At 70.3% G+C, this 19,976-nt stretch carries 22 protein-coding genes and 1 pseudogene; 18 read left to right on the top strand and 5 right to left on the bottom strand.

The features are described from left to right. Positions 1-272: 272 nt before the first annotated feature. A pseudogene (locus tag ACZ59A_RS43695) lies at positions 273-341 on the bottom strand (helix-turn-helix domain-containing protein); the annotation flags it as partial. 155 nt (positions 342-496) lie between these two features. Here ACZ59A_RS43695 and ACZ59A_RS43690 point away from each other — a divergent pair. After that, positions 497-919, top strand: a complete 423-nt coding sequence (locus ACZ59A_RS43690) for a hypothetical protein (protein WP_470971129.1) — start codon at positions 497-499, stop codon at positions 917-919. Between the two features lie 796 nt (positions 920-1,715). Here the strand turns inward: ACZ59A_RS43690 and ACZ59A_RS43685 are convergent. From ACZ59A_RS43685 to ACZ59A_RS43670, 4 genes are all read right to left on the bottom strand, one after another. Beyond that, positions 1,716-2,051, bottom strand: coding sequence for a MarR family transcriptional regulator (locus ACZ59A_RS43685; protein WP_470971126.1), 336 nt, complete (start codon positions 2,049-2,051; stop codon positions 1,716-1,718). Between the two features lie 47 nt (positions 2,052-2,098). Continuing rightward, entirely contained in the window at positions 2,099-2,644 is a 546-nt protein-coding gene (locus tag ACZ59A_RS43680; RefSeq protein ID WP_470971124.1) for a helix-turn-helix domain-containing protein, read from the bottom strand. Positions 2,645-3,661: 1,017 nt separating this feature from the next. Further along, complete coding sequence (locus tag ACZ59A_RS43675; protein ID WP_470971122.1) at positions 3,662-5,311, bottom strand: helix-turn-helix domain-containing protein; 1,650 nt, start codon at positions 5,309-5,311, stop codon at positions 3,662-3,664. A 628-nt stretch (positions 5,312-5,939) separates the two neighbouring features. Beyond that, complete coding sequence (locus ACZ59A_RS43670) at positions 5,940-6,746, bottom strand: GntR family transcriptional regulator (protein ID WP_470971120.1); 807 nt, start codon at positions 6,744-6,746, stop codon at positions 5,940-5,942. A gap of 297 nt (positions 6,747-7,043) precedes the next feature. Here ACZ59A_RS43670 and ACZ59A_RS43665 point away from each other — a divergent pair, with 297 nt between their 5' ends. The 17 genes from ACZ59A_RS43665 to ACZ59A_RS43585 all read left to right on the top strand — a co-directional run bounded on the left by ACZ59A_RS43665 (position 7,044) and on the right by ACZ59A_RS43585 (position 19,828). Then, the gene (locus ACZ59A_RS43665; RefSeq protein ID WP_470971117.1) at positions 7,044-7,376 is read left to right on the top strand and encodes a hypothetical protein; all 333 of its coding nucleotides are present in this window, start codon (positions 7,044-7,046) and stop codon (positions 7,374-7,376) included. After that, entirely contained in the window at positions 7,373-7,630 is a 258-nt protein-coding gene (locus ACZ59A_RS43660) for a hypothetical protein (RefSeq protein ID WP_470971115.1), read from the top strand. Before ACZ59A_RS43665 ends, ACZ59A_RS43660 begins: the two co-directional genes overlap by 4 nt. A gap of 117 nt (positions 7,631-7,747) precedes the next feature. Next, complete coding sequence (locus ACZ59A_RS43655) at positions 7,748-9,274, top strand: DUF2637 domain-containing protein (RefSeq protein ID WP_470971113.1); 1,527 nt, start codon at positions 7,748-7,750, stop codon at positions 9,272-9,274. Further along, positions 9,271-9,519: a hypothetical protein gene (locus tag ACZ59A_RS43650; RefSeq protein ID WP_470971110.1), complete on the top strand. Its 249-nt coding sequence runs from the start codon at positions 9,271-9,273 to the stop codon at positions 9,517-9,519. The genes ACZ59A_RS43655 and ACZ59A_RS43650 overlap by 4 nt, the downstream gene beginning before the upstream one ends. A gap of 92 nt (positions 9,520-9,611) precedes the next feature. After that, the gene (locus ACZ59A_RS43645; RefSeq protein ID WP_470971107.1) at positions 9,612-11,867 is read left to right on the top strand and encodes a hypothetical protein; all 2,256 of its coding nucleotides are present in this window, start codon (positions 9,612-9,614) and stop codon (positions 11,865-11,867) included. A gap of 216 nt (positions 11,868-12,083) precedes the next feature. Then, positions 12,084-12,602, top strand: coding sequence for a hypothetical protein (locus tag ACZ59A_RS43640; protein ID WP_470971105.1), 519 nt, complete (start codon positions 12,084-12,086; stop codon positions 12,600-12,602). A gap of 14 nt (positions 12,603-12,616) precedes the next feature. Next, positions 12,617-13,267 carry a hypothetical protein gene (locus ACZ59A_RS43635; protein WP_470971103.1) on the top strand — a complete coding sequence of 217 codons (651 nt, stop codon included), beginning with the start codon at positions 12,617-12,619 and terminating at the stop codon, positions 13,265-13,267. Between the two features lie 177 nt (positions 13,268-13,444). Further along, positions 13,445-13,942 carry a hypothetical protein gene (locus ACZ59A_RS43630; protein ID WP_470971100.1) on the top strand — a complete coding sequence of 166 codons (498 nt, stop codon included), beginning with the start codon at positions 13,445-13,447 and terminating at the stop codon, positions 13,940-13,942. 302 nt (positions 13,943-14,244) lie between these two features. Beyond that, the gene (locus tag ACZ59A_RS43625; RefSeq protein ID WP_470971098.1) at positions 14,245-14,406 is read left to right on the top strand and encodes a hypothetical protein; all 162 of its coding nucleotides are present in this window, start codon (positions 14,245-14,247) and stop codon (positions 14,404-14,406) included. Positions 14,407-14,477: 71 nt separating this feature from the next. After that, positions 14,478-15,068: a hypothetical protein gene (locus tag ACZ59A_RS43620; protein ID WP_470971095.1), complete on the top strand. Its 591-nt coding sequence runs from the start codon at positions 14,478-14,480 to the stop codon at positions 15,066-15,068. A 12-nt stretch (positions 15,069-15,080) separates the two neighbouring features. Next, on the top strand, positions 15,081-15,407 hold the full coding sequence (locus ACZ59A_RS43615) for a hypothetical protein (protein ID WP_470971092.1): 327 nt from the start codon (positions 15,081-15,083) through the stop codon (positions 15,405-15,407). Between the two features lie 92 nt (positions 15,408-15,499). Continuing rightward, the gene (locus tag ACZ59A_RS43610) at positions 15,500-16,213 is read left to right on the top strand and encodes a diguanylate cyclase domain-containing protein (protein WP_470971089.1); all 714 of its coding nucleotides are present in this window, start codon (positions 15,500-15,502) and stop codon (positions 16,211-16,213) included. Then, positions 16,213-17,049: an AAA family ATPase gene (locus ACZ59A_RS43605; protein WP_470971086.1), complete on the top strand. Its 837-nt coding sequence runs from the start codon at positions 16,213-16,215 to the stop codon at positions 17,047-17,049. The genes ACZ59A_RS43610 and ACZ59A_RS43605 overlap by 1 nt, the downstream gene beginning before the upstream one ends. Before the next feature lie 168 nt (positions 17,050-17,217). Then, positions 17,218-17,490, top strand: coding sequence for a hypothetical protein (locus ACZ59A_RS43600; protein WP_470971084.1), 273 nt, complete (start codon positions 17,218-17,220; stop codon positions 17,488-17,490). A gap of 295 nt (positions 17,491-17,785) precedes the next feature. After that, positions 17,786-18,148 (top strand): hypothetical protein, encoded by a 363-nt coding sequence (locus ACZ59A_RS43595; protein WP_470971082.1) that lies wholly within the window; start codon positions 17,786-17,788, stop codon positions 18,146-18,148. Next, positions 18,149-18,667: a DUF2742 domain-containing protein gene (locus tag ACZ59A_RS43590; protein ID WP_470971150.1), complete on the top strand. Its 519-nt coding sequence runs from the start codon at positions 18,149-18,151 to the stop codon at positions 18,665-18,667. 303 nt (positions 18,668-18,970) lie between these two features. Beyond that, positions 18,971-19,828: a hypothetical protein gene (locus ACZ59A_RS43585; RefSeq protein ID WP_470971079.1), complete on the top strand. Its 858-nt coding sequence runs from the start codon at positions 18,971-18,973 to the stop codon at positions 19,826-19,828. The last annotated feature ends 148 nt before the right edge of the window (positions 19,829-19,976 follow it).

Below are 19,976 nucleotides of genomic sequence, written 5' to 3'. Positions count from 1 at the left end.
TTCGTGCCGTCTGGTCATGGGCCGGACGGCGGACTTGGGCCTACGCGATGCCCGCAACCAGGATACCGGTACCGCAGACCAAATCCAGGAAACGCCGCACCGCCTACGCCGCCGAACGGGCTGCCGGAGCCTGGGCAGGTCATCTCAAGGCCCCGGTCGGGAAACCTCGACAGATGACGCAGATGCGGCCCGCCGAAGGCGTCCGACTGGTCAGCACCGTCGAGAGCGGCGTGCTCCCGGGAGGCCGCCGGGGGCGCGCGGCCGCCGTGCCGTCAGCCCGGCTCGTAGATGAGGATGTCCCCGGGCTGGCAGTCCAGGGTCTGGCACAGGGCGCTGAGCGTCGCGAGCGGTCAGGGCGGGCTGGATCGCCCACTGTCAGCTGCCCGGAGGCTGTTCATCTCACCCTCTTGAGTCCGTATCTTCGACCACCTGGCCCGGCTGGCGCCTACGGCGTCCGCCACCGCCCGACGCTGCCCCCGAGAGGGAACCCACACCCATGCCCGAGATTCCCCCGCTTTCCCACTGGCCGCGCGACTCACGTGAGCGCCATCCGGCCGAGACCGCCCTTCTGGACCAGTGGCCCGACGAGCGACTGGGCCCCGAGCTTGCCGCCATCGCGCGGGCGACCGAGAACACCTACCGGGAACTGCTGGGCTTGTGGCTGAGGCGCGATATGGCCCATAAGATCCGGAAGGGCCTGCTCAGTACCGAGGAGTGGCCCGCCCAGTACGGCCCGTACGAGCAGACGCAGGACTACGACAGCCTGTGCGAGGCGAAGCAGCAGCGCCACGAGGGCATGCGCCACGCCCTGCTGGCCGCCCTCCGCGTGCGACCGGACTGCCCCGGCGAGCAGGCCGAACTGGTGCTTCTGTCCGTCGCGCTCAGCCGCGACCCGGCATCCTCCCCCGAATTCTTCTGACCCCTCCGTCCCGTTGAAGCTGAACGACCTACGGCTCGGCCTCGAACTCACCCGCGGCAAGGCCGCCGAAGCCCTCACCCACTCCCGGCACCACCCCTTGAGGCCACATACGCCCCTCAGAGCCCCGGGGGCGGCTGGCGGCGCGGAATCCACCCTGCGGGGCATGATCGCCCGCGAGAGGCGCCGCTAGGGGCTTTGTTGCAGGGTCCAGGTCCCGAGGAAGCGTCACCACCGTGCTGGGGACGGCGCTTTGCTTCTGTCGTCGCCGCGCGAAGCGCGTCCTCTGTTCCCTTCCACGGGCCCGCACCCGGCCGACGGTGGGTCGGGGGAGCGAGGACGAGATGCCGTGCGGATGGGAGGGGCGGGGCCCGCTCAGCCCGTACGGGCCGGAGGGTGCCCGTGTACTCCCGCCACGGCCCCGCCCCTCCCATCCGCCCCTCTTTCGCGCGCCCTCGGCGCGCTCTTCCAACGAGGGGGATAATTAACCTCTAGCGCCTCACACAACACGCCGTGGTCCCGCTGCGCGCACCCCTGCCGCACCGTGGCCACGGGCCAGGGCCGGTGCCCACCGGTACCCACTCCGCCGCTCCGCACCCCGACGACGCTGGCTACGTCGCGGAAGCTCGTCGCGGCACGTCAGCGGGGGTGTCCCGAGAGGGAGTGGGCCCTGCAGGGCCCACGGACCCGAGGGAGGAGCCGTGGCGCAGGAGGTGAATTATCCCCTGCCACCAACATACGAAAGGCCCGCACTCCTGTGAGCGTGCGGGCCCTCGCTGGCAAAGCGGACGGAGAAGACCTAGTCGTCCTCGGGCACCGAGCGCACCGGCAGGTGGCGCACCTCAGCCAGAGGCTGCTCGTCGACGTGCGTCTCGGCCAGAGCCAGGTCCATGACCCTCGGCCCAGCACGGTAGAAGCTCACGCTGCCCACGGTGTATGCGACCTGGAGCCACCCGGCGGCCAGCAGCCGCTTGATACTCCTGGAGACGCTGCCCGGCGACAGCTTGAGCGCCTGGGCGACGTCCTTTGCGGTCTGCCGGATCGTGTCCCCGAGCGCGGCCGCGGTCACGTAGTACGTCAGGACGCGGAAGTCCGCACCAGGCTGCTCCGCAGTCTGTGTGAGGATCTCGTGCATCAAGTCAGCAGTGATCGGGATCTCTAGGCGCTCTGTGGCAGGAGATGTCACGATGCCTTCCTCGCCTTTCTCCTGGACGGCGCCGCTGGCGCGGGCACCACGGGGTGGCGGGCCGCCTTCGTGGCCTCGATCTGGGCGGACGCTGAACCGTCGAAGGCCGCCCGGGGGTTCACAGCGAAGAACTTCACCCGGCCAATCGTCTCCTTCTTCAGCAGCAGCCCACCGGCATGGAGCCGCTCCACTGCCTTCCCCACCGTATCCTGCCGCACCCCCAGCAGCTCACTGATCTCCTTGAAGGTCATCCGCAGGGGCTCACCACCCTCCGGAGAATGCGCCAGGTAGAAGCCCATAAGGTCACGCTCGTTCTGGCTGTACCCGCTGTCCTTATGCCAGACCTTCGCCATCAGCCCTTTCCCCATATTCACGTGACGTCCCGGGAAGGGCCGCCAGTCGTAGCGGGGGGCGGTCTTCCTCTGTAGCGCGCCGAGCGTGTCGTCGTTCAGCAGCTCCAGCTGTACGACCTCGCCTGTGTCCTGGTCCACGGCTTTGCGGCGCACCGAGCCCTGTCGCTCCATACCCCTCCTCTCGAACATCTGCTCTTCACCTCGGCGGTTGCCTATAGGGAACCGGAGTATGCCCCACCCTACTCATCGATTGCCTATGGGCAAGCTCACGGGTCAGCGTGTTACGAGCAGACCCGGGCGCCACAGTTGCCTATAGGCAACCACAGTAAGCAAAAACGCAACTCCAATTACGCTTTTGTCCACTCCATGTGCCGCCTGACCTGCGAAAACGATCTCCGCCTCTAACTACGTAGGTGGAGACCGCAGGCGACGCGCGGCGCGGGGGCCCGGCCGCCCCGCGGCGCGGGGGCCCGGCGTGGAGGCCCCCGCGCCGCGGCGCGGGGGCCCAGCCCGGCACGGAGGCGCCTTCGGCGCGTCGACTGTCGGACCGCCGTCCCGCAATCTTGCCGTGGATCGGGGCTCGGGGATGGAAGGCGGCTCCGCCGCGCACCAACAACGAAGCGAGCGACGAGCACGAGCTATCTGCCCCCGTCTTGCCAGCCGTCTTTTCGGCCCTGCGGCGGAGCGGTAGCCGGGTGACGGCTGGTCACGTAGGCCGCCCAGCGATTCCGCCCCTGGGGTTCCACCCGCACCTCGCCGACCTCGACCAGCCCCTGTCGGACCCCGTTTCGGCCTCAGCCCATCACCTCGGCCGGGATGAGGCTGAGGACGACTTCCGGGCCTTGCCGTGTTGCTGGGATCAACGGTGTTCGGCCATCGGTACCAGGGGCAACTGCCCAGGGAGGGCCCCCGGGGCCCGAGCGGTCAAGCGCGCAGGCCGTGGAGCTTGCGGAATGGCCGAGCACTTGAGGGCAGGCGGCAGTGGCTGGTCCAGCGCAGCCGAAAGGCGCTGGTGGGGGGTCCGGGGGGAGGCGCCCCCCGGGAGGTGGCGGGTCCAGCGCCGCCTGGGCGCTGGCGGGGGGTTCGGGGGCGAGGAGCCCCCGATACCGGCCCTTGGGCCGGTAGTCCCCAGGTCCACGGATGAATCACGCCCACCTGAAGGGAGGGGGCGGCCCTCCCCCACTGGGGAGGGCCGGTGTGACCGCCTCAGGTCGTGGTGACCGGGTTCTTGCCGTTGACCACGGTGATCCGGCACCGAACGCACAGGCCGTCGCTGCCCAGTGCGTCACGGCCCCCAGGACAGCCCGTGCCGTCGTGGCCCGGGCAACGGTGCGGGCGGAACGGTGCCTGGGCGGGGACGCCGACTTGCGGTTCGGGAGCGGGGCGGTCGGAATTCGCAGCAAGAGCGAGGTCTCCCTTGGCCGCGGCTTCGCGCTTCTGGCGCTGCTTCTTGGCCTGGGTAGCAGCCGCGAACCGCTGTGCCAGGGCTTGCCCGAGGGCATCGGACCCCTGTGCGGCCGCTTCCTTCCGGGCCTGCTCGATCTGCTCCGTGGCCTGTGCGTGGAACGCCGAGCCCGCTTCCCGATCGCCGGTGAACGCGAGGTGGTCGGCGACAGCCTGTTCCAGGAAGTCGGCGGCCGCCCTCTCGACGGAATCGATCTCCCCGGCGCACTTCTGGCACGGCTGACCAGCGGTGCCCCGGTCCACTCCGCAGTGGGGGCAGGCCCTGTGGCGAGCCTCAGCCTCCCGCTGCTCGGCCGCCGCCTGACGCTCCGCGCGGCGAGTCTGCTCCCGCTCGATGCACGCCCAGCAGGGCGTACCGTCGTCGAGCTCACCGTCTTCGCAGTGCGGTTTCGTACAGGGCCCGGCCTTGACCATCGCAATCGCAGCGCCCACGGGCTTGGTCAGCTTCCCGTCGGCGAACAGGTCCGCGTACTGGTGAGTGCCCCACCGGCGCTGAACACGCCCCACCACTCGCTCGACCTGGGCCGCGCCCCGGCCGGTGAGTTCTGCCTGGATGGCGTTGATCAGGCTCTTCGGCCGGTCGGTGCGCGCGACGGTCTTCATCGCCTCCCGCAGCTGGGGCGGGTACGCGTTCAGGACACGATGCACGCCCTCGGTGACGAGAACGGATTTGCGGTCGGACTTGGCTTTCGGTGCCTTGGCATCGCCGGTCGCGGCGGAGCCGCTCGACGTCTCGCGCGCGCTACTACCGGCAGAGGGCCTGCGGCCGTCACCAGCGCTTCGCGCCGAAGGTGCCATGGGGAGGTTTGAGTGGGGAGGTTTAGCAGGGGAGGTTTGGGGGTCTGTCAATCCCCCCTGCTGGGACTGAGAGTCCCCTCTGACGGGACTGTCAGTCCCCCCTGGATTGGAGGCGGAACCGGCCATCGCCAGGGGGGACTCTGTGTCCCCCCTGGGGGTGCTGTCCTGCTTAGCGCGGGGTTTTCCCTTGTCAGAGCGCTGCGCGCGGGTGGGAGCAGCTGCGATGGCGGGGCGGTTCTGCTCGGTGAGGGGGCCCCGGCCGCGACGCCGACGGGACTCGTTGATCTCGTCGATGTCGGGGAACCAGCTGTAGGGGATGAGCAGGTCGTAGACCTTCGGCCGGTACCGCTTTTCGATGTACTGCGCGGCCCGCTGATCACCCAGGCCGATCAGCTTGCGGGTGACTAGCTTCGCGAGCTTGCGCTGAACGGTCTTCTCATCACAGATCGCGTCCTTGGCCAGGGTGGCCTTGGACGGGAATGCGTCACAGCCGTCGTCGTCGGCCCGCTCGGCAAGGGAGATCAAGATCAGTTTTTCGGTGGTGTCGGCGACCGGCGCGGCCTTCATCGCCCAGAGCATCGGCGTGAGGCTCATCGGCTCACCCCCCGACGGGCGGTGAAACCGCAGCGTGGCGGGTAGGTGGATGGGTGGTGCTGGAGTGGCACAGAGAGCTTCCCTTTTGGGTGTTTCCGGGGAGCCTCTTTGACCGGATGGAGCGCAAGCAGCGGGATCGGTGTGCTGCCATGGGATTGCCGCGTCTATCCTGGCCCTGCTGGCGTGTGGCGACACGCGAGCGGAGGCCCCACCTGATGGGTGTGGGTCGGCGCCCCCTCGGGGGCGAAGACTCGTGGCGAGTCGAACGTGATGGCCGTTCCGCTTTGGTGGGGCGGCCATCAGTCTTTTCAGCGGGGCGGAACGGGGAGAAGCCAGCGGTTGCCTCCGACTGATCGTTTCCAGCCGTTCGGCGTGGCGCTGGGCGAAGGTTGCTGCGGCGGTATCGCTTGAACCCGTACGCTCATCGAAAGCGCACCTCCCCGTGATCAAGGTGCGGTCCGCGCCACCGGGCGGCCACCCGGCAGCGGACCGGCAGGCCCCTGAGGGGGCCTGCTGCGTATGAGCGGAATCGCCCGCTCGTACGGTCTATCCGACCACACGCACCGTAACCGCTGTGTCGCAGGGTGGTCGACGGGAATCCCCGCGTGGTGCTGTCTGCCATGTCGGGTCAGCCCGCGTCGACGTGCTCTGTGACGGGCTCGATGGGTGTGACCGGCCAGCTGGCCGAGCGGTCCCGGCGGAGCCGGGTGGCGTATTCGACCCGGTCACCGGCGATGACGTTCAACGTCACCTCGACCGGTGATGAAGTGCGCGCGGAGATGCCCAGGATGGTGTGCCGGTAGACCGGGATGTTCTTCGGCATCTCCAGCAGCAGTGCCTCTTCGTCACTGGGCATGTCGATGCGGCTGATCCGTTCCCAGGTGAGGGGCCCGTGGCCGGCCTGCTCGATCCGCTCCAGGTAGCCCCCGGGACCGACCTGTTGTCCTTCCAGGCGAGGCACTTCCACCACCACGTCGGGGTGGAGCCAGGTATCGACGATCTGGAAGGGGCCGTCACCCTCCGGCGAGGTGACACTGTGACGCCGGAGCGTCTCGGTCCCCGCGGCGAGCCCGAAGTGTTCCGCGACGGTTGCGGGCATCGGAAGGCGTTCCACCCGCGGGCGGCCGTGGACCTTCCAGACCTCATCGACGGACGAGGCGGCGGGGAAGACGTAGCCGCGCGTCGGATTGCGGCGGACGACCTCGCGCACCGTACGCCGCGGGGTCCGCTCACGCACGACGGTGCCCCGCTTCTTCACCGACCGCACTAGGCCCTCAGCCTGGAGCACGGCGAGTGCCTGCCTGATGGTCAGTCGGCTTACTTCGTAGTGAGCGGTGAGTTCGTTGTAGCCCGGGAGCGTGTCCCCCGGGCCGAACTCCCCTTCGTCGATGCGCTCGCGCAGGCCATCGGCGATCTCTTTATAGCGGGTCGCCATGTCGGCGGCTCCTTCTTCTTCATGTGTCTGCGGACCCAATCTATACCGCAACTGTTCTCCTCTCGGTGATTCCACTTGATGTGATTAATACTAGCATTAATGTTGTCTATTAGCAATGAGTGCTAGCACTGTTGACCTTTACTTCTCGATGTGGCAGATTAATGGCAGCACAGAACGGCGGGTGTCGTTCAGTGCGCTCCGGCCTTCGCCATGCCCAGACATGGCGCGGCCCCGGGCGTCTCGCACACGCACCGGGGCCGCTGACAGGGCCGTCCCATGTTGAGAGGAGCACGACCCTTGAAGTACATCGTCGCAGGCCAAACACCTGTTACGGCAGCAGAGTTCGCGGAGACCGCGATCGGTGACCTCCCGGTCGACCCCGCGCAGGTGCAAGAGCAGCTCGATGCCCGCGCCGACGCGCTGAGCGACTTCCGCGACACCATCGCCGAGGAGGGCGACGAGGTGGACCGCAGCAGCCTGCCCTACTACTCGCAGATGCTGCGCAGGTCCCCCGTGCCGCGGCGTCAGCCGCGTCGGCCCCGGCGAATCCCCGACCAGCAGCCCAAGGTCCGCAACCAGGTTCCGGACCGTGCCTACGCCAAGTTCGTGCTCAGGGGGCGGTCGGCGTGAAGCTCTTCGCCAGCACCATCGACGCGCTGAACACGATGGCCCGGCTGTTCCTGGCCCACCTGGACGAGCTGCACCGCGGCCTGTTCCTCCTGGTCGTGCCGCTGTTCGTGATCGTCGTCGTTGCCGCCGCTATCGCGGTCATCGCCATCGCCATGGCCATCGCGGTCGTCGCCGGGGCGATCGGCGTCATCCTGCTCGCCCGGCGGGGCATCAACGCGGCCGCCGCCCGTCACCGCGCGGCGGTGACCCCATGACGGCCCGCCACGGATTCCGGCCCGCTCCCGGGCCCCTGCGCAGCTGCGGCCTGACCAGCTCGCCCACCCCCATCCCCCCGTACAGCTCTCCCCAGTCCTCAAGGAGGTGATCACAGGATGACGATGACCGAACAGCGGACCGAAACCGACGAGCCCCCGCTGATGTCCCGCACCGACCGCCGCAAGGTCGGCCGCGCGGCCGCGAAGCAGGCCCATGCAAACGCCCAGCTCGCCGACCTCGATGTCGAGGAGCGCAGCCTGACCGTCGGGCAGCAGCGGGAGAAGTACGACCGGCAGCGCCGTCAGGCCGAGCGGGCCGAAAACGAACGCGTCCGCAAGGAGAACGTGCAGAAGTGGAAGCGGCGCGGCAAGGCCGTAGTCCAGGTGCTTCCGCTCATCGTGGCCGTGACGGCCGTCGCGGGCCTGATCGTGGCATCCGTATGGATCGCCTGGCCTGCCCAGGCCGAGGCCATGCGCGGGGACCTGGGGGATCGCTCCTGGATCGTGCCCGGCGTCGTGGAGGGCATGACGTGGACCTCCGCGTCCCTGACCATCCTGGCCGTCCGGCGCAACGCTCCGGCCGGTCGCTACCGGGCGATGACCGCTGTCTCCGCCCTGATCGCGGCCAGCCTCAACCTGTTCCACTCCCCGAGCCCGGAAGCCGGACAGGTCAACGCGCTCGCCTCGCTGGCCGGTGTCATCGCCTTCGAGGCCGTGGTCTCGCTGCTTCAGCACACCCAGAGCGGCCGGACCGCCGCCCAGGTGCGCGAGGAGATCGCCCGGTGGATCGCGCACCCCATGGTGTCGCTCACCGCCTGGCGCATCCGGGCCCCGTACCGCAGGGCGATCAGCGTCCAGCAGGCGTGGGACCAGGCATGGCTGTCCCACCACGGCGGCACCAAGGGAACGACCGCCGCACGGGTGCGCCGCCAGCGCCGGGCCGAAGCGCGCATGGAGCGGGCGAGGACCCAGACCGGATGGCGCCGGGTGCGGGGACTGGAGCGGTACGCGAAGGCCGTCGCCGCCGAGGCCGAGGCTGCCGAGGGTTCCGCACAGGCCGCCCAGGCCCGTGCCGATAAGGCCCGCGCGCGGGCCGAGGAGTTCCGTTGGAGGGCCGAGAAGGAGGAGCAGAAGGCGTCCGCCCGGCTCAGTTCCCAGAAGTTCCGCACCTGGCCGTGGGTGGGGGGTTCCTGGGTCCCCGTCACCCGTTCCGAGGAGGGTTCCCCGGGCGCGGAAATTCAGTTCCCGTCTGGGCAGCCGGCCTCTGACGCCCCTGCCGGGAACGGTGGGGAACGCCAGGTGCGGAACGCCTCCGGCGGGTCCGGGAACCGGGCCACGCGGTCCGGCGGGAACGGTCCGGGCAACGAGGCGGAACGCGACCTGAGCCAGCACCTGGAACGCGCGATGAAGGTCGCCCGGGAACTGGCGTACGAGGCCGCGACCGACAAGCGCAAGCGGACCGGGAACGGGTTCTTCTCCCCGTACGAGCTCGCCACGCGCATCAGGATCCGGCGCACCGCCGGTCCGGAGCTGATGGCCCTGCTGGAAGCCCAGCCCGGGTTCGCCGAAGCGATGGCCGAGGAGATCGAGAAGGCCCACGCGGCCGACCAGAAGACCAACCAGGAACAGGAGACCACCGCATGAGCGGAACGCGCCCGGGCCAGCTGTCGCCCCTGCTGATCATCGCCGTCCCCGCAGGGATCACCACCCTGTGGGTGCTGCCCGTGCTCCACGGCTGGACTGCGGAGCACGCCGCTTGGGCCGCCGCCGTCGTCTTCCTCGCCGTCCTGTGCCTGCCCCGCCTGCCGGGGTGGATCGCCAGCGGCGCCAAGACCGCCCTCAAGTCGAGGCGGAAGACCAAAAAGAAGAAGAAGGACAAGAGCAAGTAGCCCGCCCCCCAACACCAGTGGGGCCCGGCCGGAGAAGTTGACGCGACCCGGCCGGGCCCTGTGTCCCCCAACAGAGAGGAACACCACCGATTATGACGCAGACCATCGACCGGTCCGCCTCCGGCGGGCAGGTCATCGATCTCACCGCGCGGATGCCGCCGGAGAGGCGCCAGGCCCTGGAGGAGGCCGCCCGCCGCGAGGCTCACGGCACCTCCGCCGGGGTCGAGGACGCCCGCACCGGCACCGTCCGGCTGTCCGGGGAGACCGATGACGAGCAGCTGCCCGTCATCGAGCAGCTGGATGAGGAGTCCCGCCGGGTGGTTCCGGCGGCGCTGGCCAACCCCGACGTCTGGCGTCACCGCCGCGACGTCCTGGCGCACGCGGTCCGCTACCACGCGGCGCACACCCACGTGTATCTCGGCCGGATCGCCAAGGTGTCCGCCATCGGCCTGTGGGCCGAGCTGCGCGCCGCGTCGAGCTATCTGTTCGTTGCCGAGCACGGCGAGATGATCGCCGAGGCGCGGCGCGAGGCGAAGAAGAAGGGCCACGCCGACCACAGCGACGTCGCGCAGCTGCGCGAGGAGCGCAGGACTCTCGGCAAGGCCCGCCGCCGGGAGAATCTGACGGTCCTGACCGCTACCGGGGTCACCTCTTACGTCTCGGCTCTCGTCGCCATCGCCGAGGTCTGGGGTCTGGCCCTGACCGTTCCGGCGCTGCTGCCGGTGGTCGGCGTGATGTACGTGTGCGGGGTGCGCGAGGTGCGGCGCCGGTTTGAGCCGGTGGCCATTTTCGAACAGGCCGCCGCCGACCAGGATGCGCCGCTGACCGACGTCACGATCAACGCCGCCCTGCGGAAGGCGAAGGTTCTCACCGAGGACGAGATCGCCGAGCTGGTCGGCCCGATCCGCGCCGTGGCCATCAACGCGTGCGAGGCCACGCTGAAGCTGCCCAGCGGCGTGACCGCACCGCGCGTGATCGCCGCGAAGGAGGCGCTGGCCGAGGCGCTCAACGTCGAGCCGTCGTGGCTGGACATCCGCAAGGCCGGGCACCCGAACCGGATCAGCATGTGGATTGCCTCATCCGAGCCGCTCGCCGAGACCCGCGTCTCGCCGCTGGTGGAGGCGCCGGAGCGTCAGGACGCGTGGAACCGGGGCGTCCCGATCGGCTTCAACCGGCGCGGTGAGGTGGTCTACCTCAAGCTCAAGCACGTCATGGCGCTGCTGGGCGGCATGTCGCGCACGGGCAAGGGCATGCTGCTGCGGTCGATCATCTGTGGCCTGGGGCTGGACCCGCGGGTGAACATCCGGCTGTGGGCCGGTGCCAAGCCGGGCGAGCACATGGGTTATGCGCCCGTGTGTGCCAGCTTCTTCGGCCGCCGGCCGGACCGCCTGAACGTGCTGCTTGACGCGCTGCTGGTGGAGGCGTACCGGCGTGAGGAGTTCCTGTGGGAGCAGGGCCGGGCCAAGCTCAGTGAGAAGGACCTGGACCAGCTTCCGCTGGAGATCCTCATCATCGACGAGGGGCAGGAGGCCACCCAGCACGCGGGACCCCTCTCGCCCGAGATCGTGGAGAAGATCGAGCGGCTGAGCGGGTTCGCGGGCGCGCTGAACATCGTCGTACTGCTGGTGACCCAGGACCCGGACAAGAACACCGTGCCGCGGAAGTTCAAGAGCAACTCCGCAGTCCGGATCGCCACGAAGACCGGTTCTCCGCAGCAGACGAACGCGATTCTCAAGGAGGGCGCGACCGGCAACGGCCTGCGCGCGCACGACATCCCCTTCGACCGCAAGGGGCAGACCATCGTCGACATCGACGGCGCCCCGGGCGAGGGAGTGCGCAGCTTCTTCATCGAGGACGAGGAGTACGACGGCGCAGCGCCGATCATCGCCGCCGGGCGGGCTCTGCGCGAGGCGTGCGGCAGGGCACCGGGCCAGTTCGCCGACCCGATCGAGGAGTACCTGCGGGAGGCCACCGGCCTGTCCTCGTCCGGCGGCGGCCCCGGCGGCCACGGAAAGCCGGGACAACCGGAGGTCTCGGCCGCCGAGGTGACCGCGCTCGACGTGCTGCTCGGCGCCTTCCCGCAGGGCGCCGACCGGCTGCCACTGGACGACGTCCGGGCCGCCTTCGCCGCCTGGAGCCCCGAGTGGGCGCCGCAAGAGGACGAGGAGGACGCGACGTACGCCGGGCGGGTCGGCAAGGTGCTCGGCGACGCCATCGCGGAGGAGCTGGCCGATACCGGGGTGGCGCTGGAGCCGAAGCGGTGGCGAGAGGGCTCCAGCCGGGTCCGCGGCTACCTCAAGAGCGACGTCGAAGCCGCCTACGAGGCCGCCCGGAAGATCCAGAAATGACCCTAGGTCAGAACCTGGCCCGCTGGGCATCGCCGCAGGTCAGCACCTGACCCGCCCATAGGACACCCGGCCCCGGCCCTGGGACATGTCCCAGGGCCGTCGGGCCGGTGGCCCAGGGGCGGCCACCCCTGTGACCTGGGCGAACGCCGCCTGTCCCAGGCCCTGACCGCCCCCCAAACCCACACAAATGATCTTTGCGAGAGGAGTCCCTTGAACATGCCCCAGCCCGCGCGCACCGACGCCGAGGCCGTCTACACGATCACCCGACACCCGCCGGACGCCCCCGCCGTCGTCCCGTACAGCCAGCTCCGCCCCGGCCCGGCCGAGGCGCCCGTTCCGGGGGTCGAGCTGGTCACCCTCGCCAGCGGTGAGCAGCAGTGGGCATACATCGGTACGCAGCCGAGCCCGGCGCCCACGGGCCCGGGCAGGCACCCGATCCCGGCCGGGGCCAAGACCGCCGCACTGCTGATGTGGTCCGCCTCCGGGAGCGTCGCGCTCGCCGGGTTCGGGCTGTCGCTGGCCGGGCCCTGGCTCCAGGCCCTGGCCTACGCCCTCACGGCGTTCGCGGTGGCCGTCACTGTCGTCGCCTTCGTCGTCCGCGGCGTCTTCTCCGCCGCCCGCAGCCGCCTGGGCGGCGAAACCACCGCTGCCGAAGCCACCGCTACCGCGACCGGCCGCACGTTCCTGGGCGGCGAGGTCACCGCCACCGCCACCGCCATCGCTCGCAACAAGTAAGGAGAACCCATCTCATGGCAACGACCCTCACCCTGACCATCCGCGGACCGCTCAGCATCGGCGGAACGACCCTCCGATGCCCCGGCCGGGAAAGCGCCCCGGCCCCGCGCCGCCTGAGCCTGATGGTCTCCGGGAACTCCGTCATGGCCTCCTGCGGCCAGAAGCACCGGGGGAAGAACGGCGGCAAGAAGGCGAAGTGCTTCTTCGCGGTCGAGCAGATCACCCCCGCCACGGTGAAGCTCCTGGTGGACAAGTCGGCCCCCAACCGGGGCTTCCGGCTGACTCTGCCCGGCGGCAAAGTCCTGGAGGGCAAGCGTGGCCCGGCCGCTCCGTCGACAACGGCGGGCGGGGCCACCCCGGCCGCCGCTGCGTTCGCCGCCAAGAAGGCCGCCGCCAGGGGCGGCCAGAACCCCGCCGCCAGGCGCGGTACAGGAACGGCCGCCGCCGCCTTCAACGCCGTGACCGCCGTTGCTGGTACTGCCACTGCCGCTGCCAACGCGGTCGGCACCACGGCCGGAGCTGTCGGCAAGGGTTTCGACATGGGACGCGAGGGCTTCCGCACCGGGCAGGCCGTCATCAAGGCAGCCGACAACGTCGGGGCCCGCCGCTTCGCCCGGGACAACACCAGCTCCGACGCCCGCGGAGACGACGGCGACGGCGAGTGACCCGGGGTGCCCCCAAGCCGGGGGTGTCCCGGGCCTGACCGGGCCCCCGCTTCCTGCCGGAGGGATGCCGCCTCCACCCCTTGCAGCAATCGACTAAAACTAGTATTATTATTCACGCCGGAAAGGGGTGGCACTCCGCCCGGCGTCACCACTCGAAACCCGAACCCGGAGGCACTCGTGCGCCGTCTCATGAAGAACCGCCGCTGCACGCACTGCGACACCCACAACCATCCGGTCCGCCTGACCTGCACGGTCTGTCAGATGCCGATGCCCGGCGTCACCTCGGCGCGCACTCACGTAGCCGCGGCCGCGCACCGGGCCGCCGACCTGATCCACACCATCGGCTGCTGGGCGTTCCTCGTCCTTGCCGTTGTGGCCATCGTGGCAAGGGGCGCCGCGATCACCCTCGCCGACCTGGTGCCATGTCTGGCCGCCTACGGCATCGCGCAGATGGCCGCACTCCTCCTGGAGGGCATCGCTGACTGGGCCGCGCCCGGGCCCACCAGCCAGGAGTCGGCCCTGCTGCGCACCCTCGCGCTCCGCGCCAGGCTCCAGAAGGACGTGGCCGAAGACGCCGGGGATATCCAGGGCGCCGCCAGGCTGGAGCGGCTGGCGCACGCACTGATGACCGCCGCGCAGGAGGTGGACGCCGACGCGGAGCGCGCCCGGTCCTGACGGCTGCCCGCGGCCCCGGCGCGCAGGCGCCGGGGTCAAGGAACCGCCCGGTCGCCATCGCGCGCCGGGATGTCGGCAAGCCGCTGCTGCCCCCGGGCCTCCACGCCCGCCGAGCCGCCCCGGCCCCGACAGGCCGGTGAGGGGCGAGCAATTCGCCGCCTGCACCCGCTGACCCCCGCTGAACCGGAAGGCGACTCCAGCCCTTGCGAATCCCGTTTAAAGCTAGTAATATTTTCTTTGTTGGAAGGGCGTGGCACCCCGGCCAACACCACTCGAAACCCGACACCACCGGAGGCATTTCCATGGCTCAGCCCAACGAGACCGTCCAGCAGCTCCAGGCCGAGGCCCGCAGGGACTACCAGCAGCACAACGATCCGACGACGGCGGGCGACCGCCGTCTCCAGCAGGGCCTGGTCGTGGCCCGCGCCCAGGAAGCGGCCGGGAACGCCGCCCGCACCCGCTGACCCTGCCCACCCCACCGGGGCGGCCGCCTGTGCGCGGCCGCCCCGGCCCGTCCCCCGCGGAGCCCAACACCATGACGACCTGTCCCGTCCACCAGAACACCACCCCGCCCGTCCCCACCTGGCCGCACAACACCCGCGCCGCTGCCCAGGCGTGCAAGGGCTGCGGCGCCATCGCCGGGAGCCCGGAGGAACGCCGAGCCCACCACTGCCCATGCTGCGGCGAGCGCTACCAGAGCAGTTGCACCGCCCTCCGCAAGTCCTGCCAGCGCTGCGGGGTACTCGACACCCGGACGCTCCAGTGGCAGCCGACCACCGATCCGATGGCCGACCTGCTCAGCGGCCGGGCCGACCCGGCCCCGTGGCTGGAGGTTTGGCACCGTGCCGCCTCCTACTTCGGCACACAGATCGTCCACTACCTCCGCCCGGTGACCACCGAGATCGACCAGACCCACCTGTACGGAGAGATCGTCTTCCGGGGCGCGGTCCTGACGATCCGCCACGCCGACCGCTGGTTCGAGGCGGCGAGTCCCTGCCCCCGACAAGAGTGCCGCCGGGGACGGATATGGACCCCGGTCTACGGCCGCCAGGACCTGCTGGAGGTCCACCTCAACGGGCCCGGCGAGGACGCATCCGAGTGCGACCGCGCCCGGCGCCACAGCTGAGAGGCGCCCGGGATGAGCTGTTACAACCCCCCGCGCCTTGACCACATCTCCGACAACGTCCGGGCCATCGTCGGCTGGGACGCGGCGCTCGCGACGTACTTCACACAGGTCTGGCAGCTACCCCGCAGCGACGGCGACCTGATCCGCAACTTCGTCGCGGCGGGCATCAGCCCGTACGAGATCCACGACCCCGCGATCGTCGTGGGCTTGGCCCGGCCCTACATCCACATACCCGAGAACCTGCACGAGTGGCTCATCCAGGACCGCCTGACCGATGTGGACCCGACCGGCGGCCGCCTGCGGGACGCCGTGCTCAAGCTGCGGGCCGACGCCCGATGAACTGCCCCCGGGGCGGCCGCCACGGCCGTCACCCCCTGCCGACCGCCCCGGGCCCCCTCTGACACAGACACCGAAAGGAAAGCCCCCTGTTCATGCCGTCCGTCATAGAGACCGGCGCCCTGCTCGACCGGGCCCGTACGGACCTCGCCCGGCCCGGCGCCAGCCCCGACGAGCTGCGCAATAACCTCGCCCAGGTGGTGCCCGCCGTGGAGGCACTGCTGGCCGAGGTCGACGCCCTGAACGACCAGCTCGCCCAGGCCCGCACCTGTCCGGTCACCGGACTGCCGACCCGGGCCGAGTGGACAGCGCGGGCCCGGGAGGTTCTCACAGCTGGCCCGGCGGCGGTCCTTCTCATCGACCTCGATGCGTTCAAGCCGGTCAACGACCGTTTCGGGCACGACGCCGGGGACGCCGTCTTGGCCGCCGTCGGAGCCCGGATGACCGAATGGGCAGCTGCCGAAGGGGCCGGGGCCGGACGTCTCGGCGGCGACGAGTTCGCCGTCGTCCTCCCGGACGGCTCCGCCCTGCCCGCCCGCGTCGCCCGTCTGCACGCCCAACTGACCCGGCCAGTTCACCACGGCGGCCTGAACCTCGCCGTCGGGGCGTCCATCGGCACCGCCCGCCCGGCCGACATCACCACCGCCGCCAGCGGTACCGCCGCCCTGCTGTCCGCGCTGCTCAAGCACGCCGACAGCGCGATGTACCGCGCCAAGGGCCGCGGCCGCCGCGGCCGCCGCCTGGCACGGCTCCTTCCCCTGCCCGCCCGTCGCCTCACCGACATCCTCCCCTTCCGAAAGGCCACCTGATGAAGCCCGACCCGACCACCCGGCCCTTCCATCACCCCTCGCTGATCCTCATGTTGGGAACAAGCGGCAGCGGCAAGACCCGCGTGTCCCGTATGTTCCAGCCCAGCCAAGTCCTGCGGGCCGACGACTTCCGCGAGATGTGCGCAGACGACCGAGGGGACCAGCGCGTGAACCGCCCTGCCTGGCAGGCCCTGATGACCGTGCTCCACGCACGGCTCGAACTGGGTCTGACCACGGTCGTGGACGCCACTCAAGCCGAGGAGGATCTGCGCCGCAGCCTCGCCGAGCTCGCAGACGACTACGGCGTCCTCTCCTGCGCGGTCGTGATGAACACGCCGCTGGAGGTCGCCCACGCCCGCAACGCCGCACGCGCCGGATCCACCCACGTTCCGGCGGACGTCATCGACGACCAGGACGACCAGCTGCGCGCCGCGTCCCCGAAAGCCGAGGGCATAGACCGGGTGGTCGGCGCCGAAACCCTCCCGGCCCTGGGCACCGCGCTGCAGCGGCTGGCCGCCGAGGAGACCCGGACCGCCGACCTGAAGGATGTGCTCCGCGTCTTCGGCAGCGGCGCTGCCGAGCTGTTCGACTGGGACACCCCCAGCCGCGACCCGCAGTTCCGCACCGGCACCTTCGCCGCCGCCAACGAATCACTTCACGTGCGATGGATGGACGACGCCGACCCCTTCGACATCCGCTTCGAGGCCCTGATCCCCTGCCCGGCCAGCGGCTGCCCCGGGCCCGCATGGACACCCGTGCACTCCGTGGCCGACCTCTCCGCCGCCCACCGCAACACGCCAGTCGACGAGGCCGCATGCGTCCGCTGTGACTCCTGACCCACCGCCGGAATCCGACCCCTGCCGGTTGCGCCGGGATACACCCGGCGCAACGGCCCCCAAGGAGAATCACCGCATGATCCGCGTCAAGCTCTTCCCCATCTCGCGCTCCACCGCGCGCTGGCTGGACGAACACGCCGGACAACCGGCGGTCACCGGGCGGCCCGCATGAGCCACATCCTCCCGGTACCCGAAGCACTCCACACCGCATTGCAGACGTGCCACCCCGGCGGACTGCCCGGATGGCTGGACCACACCGCCCCGCAGAGCGGTCCAGCAACCGCACCTCTGCATCTGAACGAGAACCAAGCCGAGCAACTCGCCAACCTCGCGGCCACCGCCTGGTGGGAATGCCAGCAGGCCCCGGAACACCCGATGGCCGATACCTTCGCCAGAGCCTGCCAGCAGACCCTGGAAGCCCTGGAGCGCACCCACACCTGACCGCCTCTTCGGCCCCGGGCCCGCACCTTCGGGGCGCGGGCCCGGGGCGTGTCCGCACCGCGCCCCTCCCCAAACCCGTGGCCAGCAGAGGAATCCGAGCACTGGCCAACGCCAACGAAAGACCAGGTCAGACAGGACATCACCTCTTCTTGATATGGGTAATTAGTGGTATTATTGTTGTGCCGGAAAGGGGTGGCACCCCGACTGGTATCACCACTCGAAACCCGATCGTCCGGAGGACCTGATGACCCATGCCCGCCGCGCCGTCGAAGCCATGCTCACTCACCCTGCCGCAATGCGGCAGCCCGTCCCGTCCGTGAAGGCGGCCCGTACCGCTCTTCGCGCCGTCGGCGCCCTCACTCCCGCCGTCCGTCGCGCTGAGGGGCTTTCAGCACGTGACGCGGTCCACCGGGCCGTGCGCGACGGGCTCACCGATTCTTTCCATCTCGGGCGCACTTACTTGCTCAGCCCCCAGGACTTGGAGCAACTCCACATCTCCCGGCTCTCCCCGCGCCCCTTCCCCGAGTGGGTCACCGGTCGCGCCACCGCTCTTGCCTGCCACGTCGGAAACTTGCTGGCGCTCGCGGACGCGTACGACCTGTGCCAGGACGAGGTGTTCCACGACGCCGAGCGGAGCTACAAGTGCGAGATCGCGTGACTGCCATGGCCGGGGCGGCGGCCGCTGCCGACGCCCCGGCCCCTGCTCGAAGCCCGACACGACCCACGGAAGGAGAACACCGCGAACACTGCCGATGCCACCACGGCGTGGGCCGAGTACCAGGTCACCACCCTCGCCGCCGATACCCAGGACTGGGTCGTCCCCCTGTACGGCTCGCCTGCCTGGGCCCGGCTCCCGCCCACTGATCCCCGCCGATTCGCCGCCGTCATCGAGGCTGCGGAACGCTGGCGGCGGCAAGCGGCCGAGGAGGAACATCTGGAACGGCTCGCCGACGAGAACCCCACCGCGTGGCACGCCGAGGTCACCGCCGAGGCCAACGACGCGGCCCGCCGCATGGTCGGCCACCTCGCGCGGGCTCGAACGCAGGCCGAACTGGAGGCCGCCCGCACCCATCGGCCGCCTCATCAGGTCCATGCCACTCTCGGCTGGCCCCCCATCGCGGTCCCCGGGCAACCCGGCCGCTATCTACACCCCGCCCCGCCCATGGCGGCCGCCTGACCGGCTGCCGCGGGGTGGTGTACGGCCTTAGGGGTAGCGGCACCCCTGGGCGGTTTATGTGACCAGCCGTCACCCGGCTGTCGCTCCGCCGTGGCGGACGCGGAAAAGATGGCTGGCAACGGCGGGGGCGGGCCCGGCCCGGCGACTCTCTAAAGGATCATGGAACTCCTGGGAAAAGTACTGGTCAGGGGGCGTTCCGGGCTTGAATATCGGGCTCATAACCCGTAATATTATTCTTATTGGAAGGGGATGGCACCCCGAACAACACCACTCGAAACCCGCACCACACGGAGGACATGCACGATGACCGACATCAAGACCCGTTACCGCTATGGCAAGCCGGACGGCACGGGGCGCACTCCGGTCTACATCGACGGCGCGTCTGAGCCCGCCGGGCACGTCTGGAAGATGGGCCGAAGCTCCTCTCCCTGGCGGGCGCAGGGAGCTGGAGACGAAGCCAAGCACGGCGCCAGCCACACCCGTAAGTACGAGGCCGCCGAACAGCTGGTGCGCATGGTCGACGTCCGGGCTTTGGCGGCCGCCGAGATCGAGCGCCGCCGAGCCCGCCTGACGCAGCCCCCGGCCGGATGGCGGCTCGCCACCTGGGCCGAGATCGAGCGCGAGGGGTACCGCCAGGTCCGCCCCGTGCACCGCGCCGGATTCGCCGATCGCCCGGTCATGCTGGACCGCATCACCCGGCTGCACAACGGGAACGTCGTGGTGACGGGCACCGAGTGCGGCGAGCACTCCCCGTACGTCCTGCTGATGTACCCCGCCCACGTCGAACTCGGCGCCCTGGTACCCGAACGACAGGCGCGGTACGTCGCTCCGGGCGAGTGCATGGGGTGCGAGCAGGACGGGCCGCTGTACCAGGTCGGTACCCGGCTCGGGTGCGGCAGCTGCACAACGGCTGACCTGGGTCTCTCCTCGTCCGATCTGCCCGCCGCCGTCGATGACGACGGCGAGGTGTGGTGGGCGGTCGGCGACACAGTGAGGCGGAAGTTCGAGATCTCCGACGAAGCCGACCAAGCGGAGACCGAGACCGGCCGCGTGATCGAGACCGAAACGCAGATCACCGACCGCACCCGCCGGGTGAGCGTCGACTTCGGTGACCGCTGGCCCGTCCGCTGGTACTCCACCGGACTCGCCCCGGTCGCGTAGCACTCTCGCCCTGGCCGGGGGGGGGGGGGGGGACGCCCCCCCCGCCCCCCCCCCAACCCCCCAAGAAAGCCCAAACAACAAAACCCACCCACCCCGTACCCAAACCCCCCGCAAACCACCCCTCTCCCACCCCCCCCCCCCCCACCAC

The sequence above is a fragment of the Streptomyces sp. NPDC040405 genome (genome assembly GCF_055595765.1).
Note: the sequence above shows the minus strand (reverse complement) of the source record. Positions and strands in the feature narration are given on the sequence as shown.